Annotated in this window: 14 protein-coding genes and 4 tRNA genes; 10 read left to right on the top strand and 8 right to left on the bottom strand. The window is 71.0% G+C overall.

Annotation, left to right across the window (positions count from 1 at the left end):
- Window positions 1-61: 61 nt before the first annotated feature.
- Complete coding sequence (locus SGUI_RS12745) at window positions 62-1,261, top strand: pyridoxal phosphate-dependent aminotransferase (protein WP_066640890.1); 1,200 nt, start codon at window positions 62-64, stop codon at window positions 1,259-1,261.
- Window positions 1,258-2,220 (top strand): 2-hydroxyacid dehydrogenase, encoded by a 963-nt coding sequence (locus SGUI_RS12740; RefSeq protein WP_066640888.1) that lies wholly within the window; start codon window positions 1,258-1,260, stop codon window positions 2,218-2,220. The genes SGUI_RS12745 and SGUI_RS12740 overlap by 4 nt, the downstream gene beginning before the upstream one ends.
- A gap of 79 nt (window positions 2,221-2,299) precedes the next feature.
- On the opposite strand, the gene SGUI_RS12735 is transcribed toward SGUI_RS12740, so the two are convergent.
- A tRNA-Arg gene (locus tag SGUI_RS12735) sits at window positions 2,300-2,372 on the bottom strand.
- Between the two features lie 125 nt (window positions 2,373-2,497).
- On the opposite strand from SGUI_RS12735, the gene SGUI_RS12730 reads away from it, so the two are divergent.
- A complete protein-coding gene (locus SGUI_RS12730; RefSeq protein ID WP_066640883.1) occupies window positions 2,498-2,713 on the top strand; it encodes a hypothetical protein in 216 nt (71 codons plus the stop codon).
- 61 nt (window positions 2,714-2,774) lie between these two features.
- Here SGUI_RS12730 and SGUI_RS12725 read toward each other — a convergent pair.
- Window positions 2,775-2,866, bottom strand: a tRNA-Ser gene (locus tag SGUI_RS12725).
- A 116-nt stretch (window positions 2,867-2,982) separates the two neighbouring features.
- Between SGUI_RS12725 and SGUI_RS12720 the strand changes: the two genes are divergently transcribed.
- The gene (locus SGUI_RS12720) at window positions 2,983-4,581 is read left to right on the top strand and encodes an LCP family protein (protein ID WP_066640882.1); all 1,599 of its coding nucleotides are present in this window, start codon (window positions 2,983-2,985) and stop codon (window positions 4,579-4,581) included.
- 100 nt (window positions 4,582-4,681) lie between these two features.
- On the opposite strand, the gene SGUI_RS12715 is transcribed toward SGUI_RS12720, so the two are convergent.
- Entirely contained in the window at window positions 4,682-4,885 is a 204-nt protein-coding gene (locus SGUI_RS12715) for a cold-shock protein (protein ID WP_066640880.1), read from the bottom strand.
- Window positions 4,886-5,095: 210 nt separating this feature from the next.
- On the opposite strand from SGUI_RS12715, the gene SGUI_RS12710 reads away from it, so the two are divergent.
- From SGUI_RS12710 to SGUI_RS12695, 4 genes are all read left to right on the top strand, one after another.
- Window positions 5,096-5,178: transfer RNA gene (locus tag SGUI_RS12710), tRNA-Ser, on the top strand.
- Window positions 5,179-5,259: 81 nt separating this feature from the next.
- Window positions 5,260-5,523 (top strand): ribbon-helix-helix domain-containing protein, encoded by a 264-nt coding sequence (locus tag SGUI_RS12705; RefSeq protein ID WP_066640876.1) that lies wholly within the window; start codon window positions 5,260-5,262, stop codon window positions 5,521-5,523.
- Window positions 5,524-5,526: 3 nt separating this feature from the next.
- Window positions 5,527-5,916, top strand: coding sequence for a type II toxin-antitoxin system VapC family toxin (locus tag SGUI_RS12700; RefSeq protein ID WP_066640874.1), 390 nt, complete (start codon window positions 5,527-5,529; stop codon window positions 5,914-5,916).
- Window positions 5,917-6,010: 94 nt separating this feature from the next.
- Window positions 6,011-6,358: a YtxH domain-containing protein gene (locus tag SGUI_RS12695; RefSeq protein ID WP_066640873.1), complete on the top strand. Its 348-nt coding sequence runs from the start codon at window positions 6,011-6,013 to the stop codon at window positions 6,356-6,358.
- An 88-nt stretch (window positions 6,359-6,446) separates the two neighbouring features.
- Here the strand turns inward: SGUI_RS12695 and epsC are convergent, their stop codons facing one another.
- Window positions 6,447-7,070: a serine O-acetyltransferase EpsC gene (epsC, locus tag SGUI_RS12690; RefSeq protein WP_066640872.1), complete on the bottom strand. Its 624-nt coding sequence runs from the start codon at window positions 7,068-7,070 to the stop codon at window positions 6,447-6,449.
- Between the two features lie 2 nt (window positions 7,071-7,072).
- Window positions 7,073-8,059 (bottom strand): cysteine synthase A, encoded by a 987-nt coding sequence (gene cysK, locus SGUI_RS12685; protein WP_066640868.1) that lies wholly within the window; start codon window positions 8,057-8,059, stop codon window positions 7,073-7,075.
- A gap of 79 nt (window positions 8,060-8,138) precedes the next feature.
- Between cysK and SGUI_RS12680 the strand changes: the two genes are divergently transcribed.
- On the top strand, window positions 8,139-10,460 hold the full coding sequence (locus SGUI_RS12680) for a (Fe-S)-binding protein (protein ID WP_066640866.1): 2,322 nt from the start codon (window positions 8,139-8,141) through the stop codon (window positions 10,458-10,460).
- Window positions 10,461-10,464: 4 nt separating this feature from the next.
- Here SGUI_RS12680 and dcd read toward each other — a convergent pair whose 3' ends face one another.
- Window positions 10,465-11,046 carry a dCTP deaminase gene (gene dcd, locus SGUI_RS12675; RefSeq protein WP_066640864.1) on the bottom strand — a complete coding sequence of 194 codons (582 nt, stop codon included), beginning with the start codon at window positions 11,044-11,046 and terminating at the stop codon, window positions 10,465-10,467.
- Window positions 11,047-11,127: 81 nt separating this feature from the next.
- Here dcd and SGUI_RS12670 point away from each other — a divergent pair.
- Window positions 11,128-11,198 (top strand) — tRNA-Gly (locus SGUI_RS12670).
- A 13-nt stretch (window positions 11,199-11,211) separates the two neighbouring features.
- Here the strand turns inward: SGUI_RS12670 and cutA are convergent.
- On the bottom strand, window positions 11,212-11,577 hold the full coding sequence (gene cutA / locus SGUI_RS12665; RefSeq protein WP_066640862.1) for a divalent-cation tolerance protein CutA: 366 nt from the start codon (window positions 11,575-11,577) through the stop codon (window positions 11,212-11,214).
- A 24-nt stretch (window positions 11,578-11,601) separates the two neighbouring features.
- Window positions 11,602-12,924, bottom strand: a complete 1,323-nt coding sequence (locus SGUI_RS12660; protein WP_066640860.1) for an aminotransferase class III-fold pyridoxal phosphate-dependent enzyme — start codon at window positions 12,922-12,924, stop codon at window positions 11,602-11,604.
- Between the last annotated feature and the right edge of the window lies 1 nt (window position 12,925).

The raw sequence follows: 12,925 nt of genomic DNA, 5'->3' as shown, positions 1-12,925 counted from the left end.
GCGATACCGTGGTCCCGCTCCGCCGGACGCCGTCACCGGCCCGACACACAAGGACGTGGGTATGCGCCTCGCCAGCAGACTCGACAACCTCGGCACCGAGACCGCGTTCGCGGTGGCAGCCGCCGCCGCGGACTGGAAGTCCCGGGGCAACGAGGTCTTCCCGTTCCACCTCGGGGACCTCGACTTCCCCCTGGCCGACCACATCGTCGAGGCCATGAACTCCGCCATCGCGGACGGGAAGACCGGCTACTGCCCGGGACCGGGCATACCCGAGCTGCGGGCGGCCCTGGCCGAGGACATCGGCTCGCGCCGCGGCATGACCTTCGGCCCCGAGCACGTGACCGTCATGACCGGCGGCAAGCCGGTGATCACCAAGTTCCTCCAGGCGGTGATGAACCCGGGCGACGAGGTGCTCTACCCCAACCCCGGTTTCCCGATCTACGAGAGCCAGATCGAGTACCTCGGGGGCGTGGGCAAGGCCTACCGCTACCTCCCGACCGACGACGGCTTCGCGATCGACCTGGACCAGGTGCGCGACGCGATCACCGACCGCACCGTCGCGATCATCTACAACGACCTGCAGAACCCCATCTCGGCCGAGTCGACCGACGCCGAGCGGGAGGCGATCGCCGCGCTCGCGCAGGAGCACGACCTGTGGGTGCTCTCCGACGAGGCCTACTTCGAGATGCGCTACGAGGGCGGGTCGACCTCGATCGCGAGCCTCCCGGGCATGGCGGAGCGCACCTGCATCCTCTACACCTTCTCCAAAAAGTTCGCGATGACCGGCTCCCGCCTCGGCTGCGCGGTCGCGCCGACCGAGCTCGGCAGGGTCTTCTCCACGATGAACACCAACGACGAGTCGTGCACCACGCACTACGTGCAGTGGGCGGGGATCGCGGCGCTGCAGGGGACCCAGCAGCCGGTCGCCGACATGCTCGACACCCTGCGCGGGCGGCGTGACGCGGCCTGCGAGATCGTCAACAGCACCCCCGGTATGTCCGTGGAGACCCCGCGCTCGACGTTCTACCTCTTCCCGGACGTCACCGAGGCGATCGGCCTGGTCGGCGCGGACGGTCTCGCGGACTTCGCGCAGCAGGCGCTGCACGCGACGGGCGTGAGCTTCTGCACCCGCAACCACTTCGGCCGCCCGCAGCCGGGCGAGGACCGCAGCTACATCCGCTTCGCCTACTCCGGACTCTCGGAGGACAAGATCCGGCGCGGCCTGGGTGACCTGCGCGACTGGATCGGGAGCCACGCATGAGCCGGGTCGTCGTCACGGGTCGCATCCCCAAGCCGGGTCTGGACATCCTGCGCCGCGCCGGGCACGAGGTCGACGTCTGGGACAGCGAGGACCAGCAGCCCCGCGAGCAGCTGCTCGAGCAGGTGCGGGGCGCGGACGCGCTGCTCACCCTGCTCACCGAGAAGGTCGACGCCGAGCTGCTCGACGCCGCCGGCGACCAGCTGCAGGTCGTGGCCAACGTCGCGGTCGGCTACAACAACGTCGACGTCGAGGTATGCCGGGAGCGCGGCGTCGTGGCGACCAACACCCCGGGGGTGCTCACCGAGGCGACGGGCGACATCGCGATGGGGCTCATCCTCATGGCGACGCGCCGGCTGGGCGAGGGCGAGCGCATCATCCGCAGCGGCACCCCCTGGCAGTGGGGGATGTTCTACCTGCTCGGGTCGGGGCTGCAGCGCAAGACCCTCGGCGTCGTGGGGCTCGGCGGGATCGGGGCGGCGACCGCCCGGCGGGCACGGGCCTTCGGGATGAACGTCATCTACTCCTCCCGCTCGCAGGCACCGCGCGACCTGGAGCTGGAGCTCGGCGCGCACCGCGTCGACCTGGACACGCTGCTCGCGGAGTCCGACGTGCTCAGCCTGCACTGCCCCTACTCCCCGGCCACGCACCACCTGCTCGGCTCGGAGGAGTTCGCGGCGATGAAGCCGAGCGCCTACGTCGTCAACACCGCCCGCGGGCCGGTCATCGACGAGGCCGCCCTGGTCGAGGCGCTGCAGAGCGGGCAGATCGCCGGCGCCGGCCTGGACGTCTTCGAGGACGAGCCGGAGGTCCACCCCGGCCTGCTGGAGTGCGAGAACGCCGTCCTCGTGCCGCACCTGGGCTCGGCGACGATCGAGACCCGCACCGCGATGGCGACGCTCGCCGCCGACAACGCCGTGGCCGTCCTCGCCGGCGAGGAGCCGCCCTCCCCCATCCGGTGAGCGAGGGCATACCTGCCGACGACACGAGGAAGGCCCCCACCGCGCACGGTGGGGGCCTTCTCGTCTGTCTCAACCAGAGCGCGCCCGAAGGGATTCGAACCCCTAACCTTCTGATCCGTAGTCAGATGCTCTATCCGTTGAGCTACGGGCGCTGGCGATCGACAACTCTAACGGATCGCCGCGGGCGGCTCCTAATCCGACCCGGGCACACCCGCGCTGGTGCTCGGCGCCGCGGAGTGGGAGGCTGACCTTCCCGGATCGAGGAGGAAGCGCACCGATGAGCATCACCCCTGGCGAGGAGCCCCGGGCCCGCGACGAGGAGCCCATGCTGGCGGAGGAGCCGCTGCCACCGGGCAACGGCGACATCGAGGCCAAGGTCGAGGACCTGGACCAGAAGCTGCGCGCGTCGGGCTCGGACGAGGCCGCCGAGGCGCAGGACACCAAGGAGAAGCCCGACGAGACCTCGGAGGACGAGCCCGAGGACGTCTCCTGAGGGTGACGGAAAACCCCCGGACCAGGCGGTCCGGGGGTCTGCGTCCGTGTGCGGACGTCGGCGGAGGTGGAGGGATTTGAACCCTCGATCGGGCTATAAACCCGAAACCCGCTTAGCAGGCGGGCGCCATAGACCAGACTAGGCGACACCTCCACGGCGTGGATCAGGCTACCTGCCACCTCGGGCACGACCAAACAGGCCTCTCCCAGCCCGTGACCAGCCTGGACTGGTAGAGAGTATCGTTCGATCCGACCCGAAAGGCCCGCCGCATGTCCGACACCCGTGGAACCCCCGAGCGCGGCTCCGGTGCACCCGAGTCGTCCTCGCAGCGGGTCCCGCGGCAGTCCGGCTCGGGCCACAGCCTGCGGCGCGCGCTCAGCCTCACGACGCTGAGCGCGATCCTGCCCGGCTCCGGGCTCCTCGGCACCCCGCGACGCCGCCTGGGTCTGGTCGTCCTCGCGCTGGCCGTGCTCGCGCTCCTCGTCGTCGGCGGGTATGCCCTCACCAACGGCCTCACGACGACCGCGCTGCAGACCGCCGCCGACACCGGTCGCCTGCGCGCGATCGCGGTGCTCCTCGTGCTCGGGACCCTGGTCTGGGTGGGGGCCATCGCCCTGACCGCCCTGGCCTCCGCGCCACGACGGGCCACCTCCGGCGGCCGGGCCGCCCTCATCACGCTCACCGCTGTCCTGTGCCTGGCCGTCACGGCCCCGGCGGTCTTCGGGGTGCGCTACATCGACGCCCACGTGGACGCGGTCGACAAGGTCTTCAGCTCCAGCGGCACCGTCGGCGGGGGCGGCGGCGGCTCCACGCCCACCTCCGTGGTCGGGGACGACCCCGACGACCCGTGGAAGGACCAGCCCCGGGTCAACGTCCTGCTGCTCGGGTCCGACGCCGCGGACGCCCGCGAGGGCACCCGCACGGACACGATGATCGTCGCCAGCATCGACACCACCACCGGCGACAGCGTGCTGTTCTCCATCCCCCGCAACCTCCAGGCGATCCCGATCCCGCGGGACAACCCGCTCCACGAGGTCTACGGCCCGGTCTACGACTGCGGCGATCAGTGCCTCATGAACAGCATCTGGACCGAGGCGGAGCTCACCGCCGAGGAGCACCCGGACTGGTATGCCGACGACCCGACGCCCGGGCAGACCGCGACCCGCGAGGTGCTCTCCGGGATCCTGGGAATACCGATCCACCACACGGTGATCGTCAACATGGAGGGCTTCGCCGACCTCGTGGACGCCATGGGCGGGGTGCTCGTCAACGTGCAGGAGCCGATCCCGATCGGCGGGCGCACCTTCACCGACGCCAACGGCAAGCTGCAGCTGGACGAGAGCTCGGACTACACGTGGCTCGAGGCCGGCTCGCAGCGCCTCGACGGACCGGACGCGCTCGCCTACTCGCGCTCACGCGTCACCTCCGACGACTTCTCCCGGATGCGGCGCCAGCGCTGCATGGTCGCGGCCGTCGTGGACCAGGTGAACCCGATGACGATGGTGCAGCGCTACCCCCAGATCATCGGCGCCGTCGGCGACAACGTGGTCACCGACATACCGCAGGAGGACCTCGACGAGTGGGCCGCGCTGGTGCTCAAGGTGCAGGGCGCCACCATGAGCAGCCTGCCGTTCACCGGCGCCAACATCGACACCGTGGACCCCAACTACTCCCAGATCCGGGCCCGCGTCTACGACGCGATCCACCCGCAGCCGGCGCCGGAGCCGCCCGCGGAGGACGAGGCGACCGCGACGAGCGCCCCGGAGGACGCCGAGGAGACGACGGAGGCACCGCAGGAGGACGACGCGGCGGCGACCTCGGAGGAGCCCTCGGACGACCTCGAGGACGTCGGGGCCGTCTGCAACTGAGCGACGCGCCCCGGTCGCCACGACGGCGCCTGGGTATGCGGAAGGCCCCCGCCACCTGCTGGTGACGGGGGCCTTCGCGGAAGCTCTAGGAGCGGCTACCTCAGAGCGGGCGGACGGCGTCCGCCTGCGGGCCCTTCGGGCTCTGCGTGACGTCGAACTCGACCCGCTGGGCCTCCTCGAGCGTCCGGTAGCCGTTGGTCTCGATGGCCGAGTAGTGGACGAACACGTCGGGGCCACCGCCATCCTGAGCGATGAAGCCGAAGCCCTTCTCCGCGTTGAACCACTTCACGGTTCCCTGTGCCATGGGCGATCTTCTTTCTGCTGTGCTTGAGCATGTGCAACCGCCCGCAGGGCGCGGACGGTGGTGGTGGTGAACCCCCCAGCTCACTCGCGAGAAGATACAACGCCAACCAAGACACCACGCTATCAGTCGCACGGCCCGGAGGTGGCATCGCGCCGCCGTGCGATGATGGGCGGCGCCAGGCGCGGTCCGGTCCAGGGCCGCCCCGGGCCTGGAGGGTTCGCATAGTGGCCTAGTGCAGGCGCCTTGAAAGCGCCCGAGGGAGACCTCCGTGGGTTCGAATCCCACACCCTCCGCCGATCGGGAAGGTCCCGAAGAGCGACGCCGGAGCCTGGTCATCCGGTACCACGTCATCCTGCTCGTTGGTACCATCAGACATGGCAACCAACCTTCGGCTCCCCGATGACCTCGCTGCGGCACTGCGGGATGAGGCAGAGCGTCTCGGGCAGTCGCAGCAGGCCCTGGTCCGGCAGGCCATCGCAGAGAAGCTCGGGCTGACGTCGAGCGAGACTCCGCTGCAGGCAGTCCTCAGGCAGGGAGTCGTCGAGCCGCCGACCCCGTTCCAGAATCCGGCGCCCCCGTTGAAGCTCCCGGACGGGGAGACCTTGCTCGACCTCCTCGACCGGGACGACCGGGTGTAGCCGTTGCTCTACGTCGACTCCAGTGCACTGCTCAAACGGGTCTTCGCCGAGGTCGCGTCCGATGTCGTCCGCGACGTCATCGCGCAACGCCACGCCGTGGAGGACGTCGTCGTCTCGTCGGAGCTGGCCTGGCTGGAAGTGTCCCGCGCCCTGCTGCGTGCCGAGGTCGGGCAGGTGGATGACCTGGTCGACCTCGCCTGCTCCGGCATCGCCCGACACCCTCTGAGCTCCCCCGTCCTCGACCGCGCCCGACGCATCGGCCCATCCCAGATCCGCTCCCTCGACGCCATTCACCTGGCCGCTGCTGTCACGCTGGGCGCCGAGGAGATGCTCACCTTCGACCATCGTCTCGCGGAGGCCGCGCAGTCCCTGGGAGTGAGAGCCATCCCGTGAGGTCCGCTCCCCCGTCGTCGGATGGGAACGCCCCAGGGCCGGTGCGCCTGTAAGGTCGGGGACGAACGCACGACCCATCACGAAGGAGTCAACGATGCGCAACAAGCTGCTGCTGCTCGTCGGTGCCGCCGCAGGTTACGTCCTCGGTGCCCGCGCCGGACGCGAGCGTTACGACCAGATCGCCGACCAGGCCAGCAAGGCCTGGGGCAACCCGAAGGTCCAGGAGACCGTCGAGCAGGTCAAGGCCAAGGCGCCCGAGCTCGGCCAGAAGGTGAGCGACCAGGCCAAGGCCACGGCCGACGAGGTCAAGGCCAAGGTCACCGGGCACGAGAGCACCGACGCCGACGGCACCTACGAGAACCCGACCGGCAGCCTCGACGGCGACGGCGAGGCCACGGTCGACGCGACCGGCTTCGGCCCGGGTGGCGAGAAGCTGCCCTGACGCCGGCCCGACCACGACGAAGGCCCACCTCCGCCACGGAGGTGGGCCTTCGTCATACCCGCTCAGTCCTGGGTATGCCCGTCCCTGGTCAGATCCAGAGCGCCGGGTCGTCGTAGAGCGCCTGCTCCGGGTCCAGACCGGCCTCCGGGCGCCGCACCGACGCGGGGATGCCGGTCGCGACGGCCATGGAGGGGACCTCCTTGGTCACCACGGCGTTGGCGCCCACCTGGGCACCGTGGCCGACGACGATGTCGCCGAGGATCTTGGCGCCCGCCCCCACGGTCACGCCGTCGCCCAGCGTCGGGTGCCGCTTGATCGTCGGGTCCAGCGAACGGCCGCCGAGCGTGACGCCGTGGTAGAGCATGACGTCGTCGCCGATCTCGGCGGTCTCCCCGATGACCACGCCCATGCCGTGGTCGATGAAGAAGCGCCGGCCGATGCTGGCGCCGGGGTGGATCTCCACGCCGGTCGCCGAGCGCGCCGCCTGCGACAGCAGTCGGGCCGGCAGCCGCAGCCCGGCGCCCCACATGGCGTGGCTCGCCCGGTGCACCCACAGGGCGTGCAGGCCGGGGCTGGCCAGGGCCATCTCGACCCGGCTGCTCGTGGCCGGGTCCCGGGCGACGGCGGCGTCGAGGTCGTCGCGCACCGAGGCGGCCGCCCGGCGCAGGGCGTCCACCCCACGACGGGCCTGGTGGTCGATCCGCAGGGCCATGCTCAGTCCCGCAAGTCCTCGAAGAGCACGGTGGACAGGTAGCGCTCGCCGAAGGAGGGGATGACGACCACGATGGTCTTGCCCGCGTTCTCCGGCCGCTTGGCGACCTCGAGCGCGCCCCAGACGTTGGCGCCGGAGGAGATGCCCGCGAGCACGCCCTCCTCGGTGGCCAGGGAGCGGGCCACGCGCAGCGAGTCGTCGAGCTGGACGTCGACGACCTCGTCGTAGAGCTCGGTGTCGAGGATCTCCGGCACGAAGTTGGCGCCGAGGCCCTGGATCTTGTGCGGGCCGGGCTGGCCACCGGTGAGGATCGGGCTGTCGGCCGGCTCGACGACCACGAGGCCGATGTCGGGCTTCTGCTCACGCAGGTAGCGCCCGGCGCCGGTGATCGTGCCGCCGGTGCCGACGCCGGCGACGAAGATGTCGACGGTCCCGTCGGTGTCGGCCCAGATCTCCGGGCCGGTCGTCTCGTAGTGGACCTTGATGTTGGCCGGGTTGGCGAACTGCCGGGCGCGCACGGCACCCCGCTCCTCGGCGATCTCGTCGGCCTTGGCGACGGCACCCTTCATGCCCTCGGGCCCGGGCGTGAGCACCAGCTCGGCGCCGTAGGCGCGCAGCAGCGCCCGGCGCTCGAGGCTCATGGTCTCCGGCATGGCGAGCACGACCTTGTAGCCGCGGGCGGCGCCGACCATCGCGAGCGCGATGCCGGTGTTGCCCGAGGTGCCCTCGACGATGGTGCCGCCGGGCTGGAGCTCGCCGGCCTCGACGGCGGCGTCGATGATCGAGGCACCGATACGGTCCTTGACGGAGGCCGCCGGGTTCTGGGACTCCATCTTGAGCAGGACCTGGGTCCCCTCGGGAAGTCCGTCGGCGAGGCGGTTGAGCCGCACCAGCGGCGTGCCGCCGATGGCCTGGGTGATGTCGTCGTGAACGCGCACGGGAGGGGTGCCTTTCGTCGGGGCCGTCTGTGCTCTCGAAAAGTTATACATCGAGCAACACCACGTTATTCCATCGCGGGCGGCGCGCACCAGACGGCACGATGTCGGAGCCGACGTCTAGGCTTCGGTCATGTCGTTCGGAGTGCTGCAGGTCCTCGCCATCGTCGTCGCGGCCCTGGTGACCCTGGCCGCGGTCGCCCTGTTCGTGCGCACCATCGCCGGCTTCGTCGCGCAGTTCCGGCTGGGGCAGCCCGCGCAGCGCACCGACGCCCCGGGCGTGCGCACGGTCACCATGCTCCGCGAGGTGCTCGGCCACACCCGGATGGCGCGCAAGCCCTGGGTCGCCGTCGCGCACTGGGTCGTCATGGTCTCCTTCGGCCTGCTCTTCCTCACCCTCGTCACCGCCTACGGCCAGCTCGTCGACCCGCACTTCGTGCTGCCACTCATCGGCCACTTCTGGCCCTACGAGTGGCTGACCGAGCTCTTCGGCTGGGGCGCCGTCGTCGGCATCGCCGGGCTCATCGTCGTGCGCCAGCGGCAGCACCCGCGCAGCCTGGGCCGCCGGTCCCGCTTCTGGGGGTCCACCTTCTGGCAGGCCTATGTCGTCGAGCTGGTCATCCTCGGCGTCGGCGTCTGCATCGTCGCGCTGCGCGCCCTGGAGTATGCCCTGGGCCGGGTCACCGGGGAGGCCTGGGCCACGGCGCTGCACTTCCCGCTGACCGCCTGGCTCGGTGCCCCGCTCGACGGGCTGTCCGCCGGCACCCTGGAGGGCGCGATCATCGCGGTCGCCCTCGCCAAGATCCTCATCTCGATGGCCTGGATGATCATCATCGCCCGCACCCCCACGATGGGCGTCGCCTGGCACCGCTTCCTGGCCTTCTTCAACATCTGGTTCCGGCGCCACCCCGACGGAGCCACCTCGCTGGGCGCGGTGCAGCCGATCGCGGTCGGCGGTGAGCCGGTGGACTTCGAGAACATCGAGGAGCTCGACGAGGACGCCGCGCTCGGCGTCGGCAAGGTCGAGGACTTCACCTGGAAGGGCCTGCTCGACTTCTCCACCTGCACCGAGTGCGGCCGCTGCCAGGAGCAGTGCCCGGCCTGGCACACGGACAAGCCGCTGTCGCCCAAGATGCTCGTGAAGAACCTGCGCGACCAGCACCACGCCGTCGCGCCCTGGCTGCTCGCCGGGCAGGAGCACCGCGACGCCGCGGCCCAGGCGCTGGAGGCCGCCGGCGGCGCGGACGCCGAGAACCTCCCGGAGGAGCTGCACGGCATACCCACCGGCGCCGTCGTCGCGGCCCAGCGGCCGCTGGTCGGCGAGACCGAGGGCGACCCCACCGTCCCGGACGGCGGCGGCGTCATCGACCCGGACGTCCTGTGGTCGTGCACGACCTGCGGCGCCTGCGTGGAGCAGTGCCCGGTCGACATCGAGCACGTCGACGCCATCGTCGACATGCGCCGCTACCAGAACCTCATCGAGTCGGCCTTCCCGCACGAGCTGGGCGGGCTCTTCAAGAACCTCGAGAACAAGGGCAACCCGTGGGGCATGAACGCCCGGCTGCGGATGGACTGGGCCAAGGACCTCGACTTCGACATCCCCGTCGTCGGCGAGGACCTGGAGAACCTCGCGGAGATGGACTACCTCTTCTGGGTCGGCTGCGCCGGCGCCTTCGAGGACCGCGCCAAGAAGACCACCCGCGCCGTGGCGGAGCTGCTGCACACCGCCGGGGTGAGCTTCGCCGTCCTCGGCGACGGTGAGAGCTGCACCGGGGACCCGGCGCGCCGCAGCGGCAACGAGTTCCTCTTCCAGATGCTCGCGATGCAGAACGTCGAGGTGCTCAACGAGGTCGAGGCCACCCGCATCGTCGTCACGTGCGCCCACTGCTTCAACACGCTGAAGAACGAGTACCCCCAGGTCGGCGGCCGCTTCGAGGTCGTCCACCACACCCAGCTGCTCAACCGGCTGGTCCGCGAGAAGCGCCTCACCCCGGTCTCGCGCCCCGACTCCGCCGACACCTCCGGCGTCGCCTCGACCGCCGGGACCGTCACCTACCACGACCCGTGCTACCTCGGCCGGCACAACCAGGTGTATGCCCCGCCCCGGGAGCTGCTCGGCGCGCTGCCGGGGGTCGAGCTCACGGAGATGCCGCGGCACGCGGAGAAGTCGTTCTGCTGCGGCGCCGGCGGCGCCCGCATGTGGATGGAGGAGAAGCTCGGGACCCGGATCAACCTCAACCGGACCGAGGAGGCGCTGGGCACCGGCGCGGACCGGATCGCGATCGGCTGCCCGTTCTGCCGGGTGATGCTCTCCGACGGCCTCACCCAGAAGCAGGCCGAGGGGGCCGGCGAGGACGTCGAGGTCGTCGACGTGGCCCAGATGCTGCTGGCCGCGGTCCGCCGCGGCGAGACCCCGGAGCCCGCCGAGGAGGCGGAGAGCGAGCCCGTCTCCTAGGGCCTCAGCGCCGCACGTCGACCCGGGAGAAGTTGGACCACGAGCGGCTCGCGGTCGGCCCCCGCTGGCCCTGGTAGTGGCTGCCCTTGGCCGAGCTGCCGTAGGGGTGCTCGGAGGCCGAGCTCAGCCGGAAGAAGCACAGCTGGCCGATCTTCATCCCGGGGTGCAGCACGATCGGCAGGGTCGCGACGTTGGACAGCTCCAGCGTCACGTGCCCGGTGAAGCCCGGGTCCACGAAGCCGGCGGTGGCGTGGGTGAGCAGACCGAGCCGTCCCAGGGAGGATTTGCCCTCGACCCGGGCGGCGATGTCGTCCGGGAGGCTGACCTCCTCGTAGGTCGAGCCGAGGACGAACTCGCCCGGGTGCAGCACGAAGGTCTCCTCCGGCTCCACCTCGACCAGCCGCGTCAGGTCGGGCTGCTCCTGCGCCGGGTCGATGACGGCGTACTTGTGGTTGTCGAAGAGCCGGAAGTAGCGGTCCAGCCGGATGTCCACGCTCGAGGGCTGGACCATCTGCGGGTCCCAGGGGTCGAGCTGGACCCTCCCGGCGTCGACGGCGGCGAGGATGTCGCGATCTGAGAGCAGCACGCAGACACCCTAACCGGGGTGACTTTGGTGAGCGCCAGCAGCGATGGTTATCATGGCTGCGCCCTCGTGATCGGGGGCGCTGCGGGCGTAGTTCAATGGTAGAACATCAGCTTCCCAAGCTGAATACGCGAGTTCGATTCTCGTCGCCCGCTCCCTCACCCCGGCTCACCCGGCCGGGCCGACCTCGCGACCGGCGTCGTCGCGCCCCTGCAGGTGGTCGGTGATCCAGTCGACGTACTCACCCAGGGCGTAGTTGACCGGCACGGCCAGCACCTCGGGCACCTCGTAGCCGTGCATCGACCGGGTCGCCTCGAGCAGGTCCTCGAAGTGCCGTTCCGTCGTCTTGGCCAGCAGCAGCCACTCCTGGCTCTCGTGCACCTGCTGGCGCCAGCTGTAGACCGAGGTCATGGGTCCGAGGACCTGCACGCACCCGGCCAGGCGGCGGCCGACCAGCTCCTCGGCGATGTTCTTCGCCGACTCCTTCGTCGGCACGCTGATCCTCACCTCGATCAGCTGTGGTCGTTCCTTCATCTTCTGCTCGTCTCGTCACGGGGCTCACGGGATCGCGTCCGCCAGCGCATCCGCGAGGATCGCGACGCCACGATCGGCGTCCTCGTGACTGATGACGCACGGCGGCACGAGATGCACACGGTTGGCGACGATCAGCGGCCACATCCCCCGCCTCACACAGCCCGCCTGCACTGCTCTCATCGTCTCACCACTGGCGGGTTGACGCGAGGTCTGGTCCGCGACCAGCTCGACCGCCCAGAAGACGCCGAGCCCGCGCACGTCCCCCACCAGCGGGTTCGCGCCGAGCAGCGCGGTCGCGGCCGGGCCGAGGCTGCGCTCCCCCACCTGCGCCGCGTGCTCCACGACACCCTCCTCGCGCATGATCTCGATGGCGGCGAGCGCCGAGGCGGTCGCCAGCGCGTGCCCGGAGTAGGTCAGGCCGCCGGGGAGGGGCCGCTCGTCGAAGGTCGCCGCCACCGCGTCGGAGACGATGACCCCGCCGAGCGGGACGTAGCCGGAGTTGACCCCCTTGGCGAAGGTCACCAGGTCCGGGCGCACCCCCCAGTGGTCGAGGGCGAACCACGCGCCGGTGCGCCCGAAGCCGCACATCACCTCGTCCAGGACGAGCAGGATGCCGAGCTCGTCGCACAGCTCCCGGACCCCCTCGAGGTAGCCCGGCGGCGGCACGAGGACGCCGTTGGAGCCGACCACCGTCTCCAGGATCACCGCCGCGACCTGCTGCGGCCCCTCCGCCTCGACGGTGTGCCGCAGGTGGGCCAGGGCCCGCTCGCCCTCCTCCTGCGGCGTGCTCGCGTGGAACTCGCTGCGGTAGAGGTGCGGCCCCCAGAAGTGCACGACCCCCGGCATACCCGGCTCGGCGCCCCACCGGCGCGGCTCCCCGGTGAGGGTGATCGCGCCCGCGGTCGCGCCGTGGTAGCTGCGGTAGGCCGCGAGGATCTTGTGCCGGCCGGTGTGCGCGCGGGCCATCCGCAGCGCGTTCTCGTTGGCCTCGGCCCCGCCGTTGGTGAAGAAGACCTTGTTCATCCCCTCCGGCGCCAGCCCGGCGATCGCCTCCGCGGCCCGCGCCCGGTTCTCCTCGGCGAAGGCGGGCGCGACCGTGGTGAGCCGCCCGGCCGCCTCGGCGACTGCGGCCGACAGGCGCGGGTGCTGGTAGCCGATGTTGACGTTGACCAGCTGGGAGGTGAAGTCGAGGAACCGGCGGCCCTGGTGGTCCCAGAAGTAGGCGCCCTCTCCCCCGGCCAGCGGCAGCGGGTCGATCGCGGCCTGCGCCGACCAGGAGGTCAGGACGTGCGCTCGCGAGAGCTCCTTGATGCGCGCCTCGCGGGCGGGGTCGGGGGTGATCGTCATA

The sequence above is a fragment of the Serinicoccus hydrothermalis genome, from assembly GCF_001685415.1.
GTDB lineage: Bacteria > Actinomycetota > Actinomycetes > Actinomycetales > Dermatophilaceae > Ornithinicoccus > Ornithinicoccus hydrothermalis.
The sequence above is the reverse complement of the archived record's forward strand: the minus strand, read 5'-3'. Positions and strand labels throughout refer to the sequence as shown.

What these genes read in the sequence shown, in the direction of transcription:
- epsC (WP_066640872.1), bottom strand. Translation starts at nt 7,070, where the DNA reads ATGGCCCTGCGGATCGACCACCAGGCCCGTCGTGGGGTGGACGCCCTG.
- cutA (WP_066640862.1), bottom strand. Translation starts at nt 11,577, where the DNA reads ATGAAGGAACGACCACAGCTGATCGAGGTGAGGATCAGCGTGCCGACG.
- SGUI_RS12745 (WP_066640890.1), top strand. Translation starts at nt 62, where the DNA reads ATGCGCCTCGCCAGCAGACTCGACAACCTCGGCACCGAGACCGCGTTC.
- cysK (WP_066640868.1), bottom strand. Translation starts at nt 8,059, where the DNA reads ATGTATAACTTTTCGAGAGCACAGACGGCCCCGACGAAAGGCACCCCT.
- SGUI_RS12740 (WP_066640888.1), top strand. Translation starts at nt 1,258, where the DNA reads ATGAGCCGGGTCGTCGTCACGGGTCGCATCCCCAAGCCGGGTCTGGAC.
- SGUI_RS12720 (WP_066640882.1), top strand. Translation starts at nt 2,983, where the DNA reads ATGTCCGACACCCGTGGAACCCCCGAGCGCGGCTCCGGTGCACCCGAG.
- SGUI_RS12695 (WP_066640873.1), top strand. Translation starts at nt 6,011, where the DNA reads ATGCGCAACAAGCTGCTGCTGCTCGTCGGTGCCGCCGCAGGTTACGTC.
- SGUI_RS12660 (WP_066640860.1), bottom strand. Translation starts at nt 12,924, where the DNA reads ATGACGATCACCCCCGACCCCGCCCGCGAGGCGCGCATCAAGGAGCTC.
- SGUI_RS12715 (WP_066640880.1), bottom strand. Translation starts at nt 4,885, where the DNA reads ATGGCACAGGGAACCGTGAAGTGGTTCAACGCGGAGAAGGGCTTCGGC.
- SGUI_RS12680 (WP_066640866.1), top strand. Translation starts at nt 8,139, where the DNA reads ATGTCGTTCGGAGTGCTGCAGGTCCTCGCCATCGTCGTCGCGGCCCTG.
- SGUI_RS12730 (WP_066640883.1), top strand. Translation starts at nt 2,498, where the DNA reads ATGAGCATCACCCCTGGCGAGGAGCCCCGGGCCCGCGACGAGGAGCCC.
- SGUI_RS12705 (WP_066640876.1), top strand. Translation starts at nt 5,260, where the DNA reads ATGGCAACCAACCTTCGGCTCCCCGATGACCTCGCTGCGGCACTGCGG.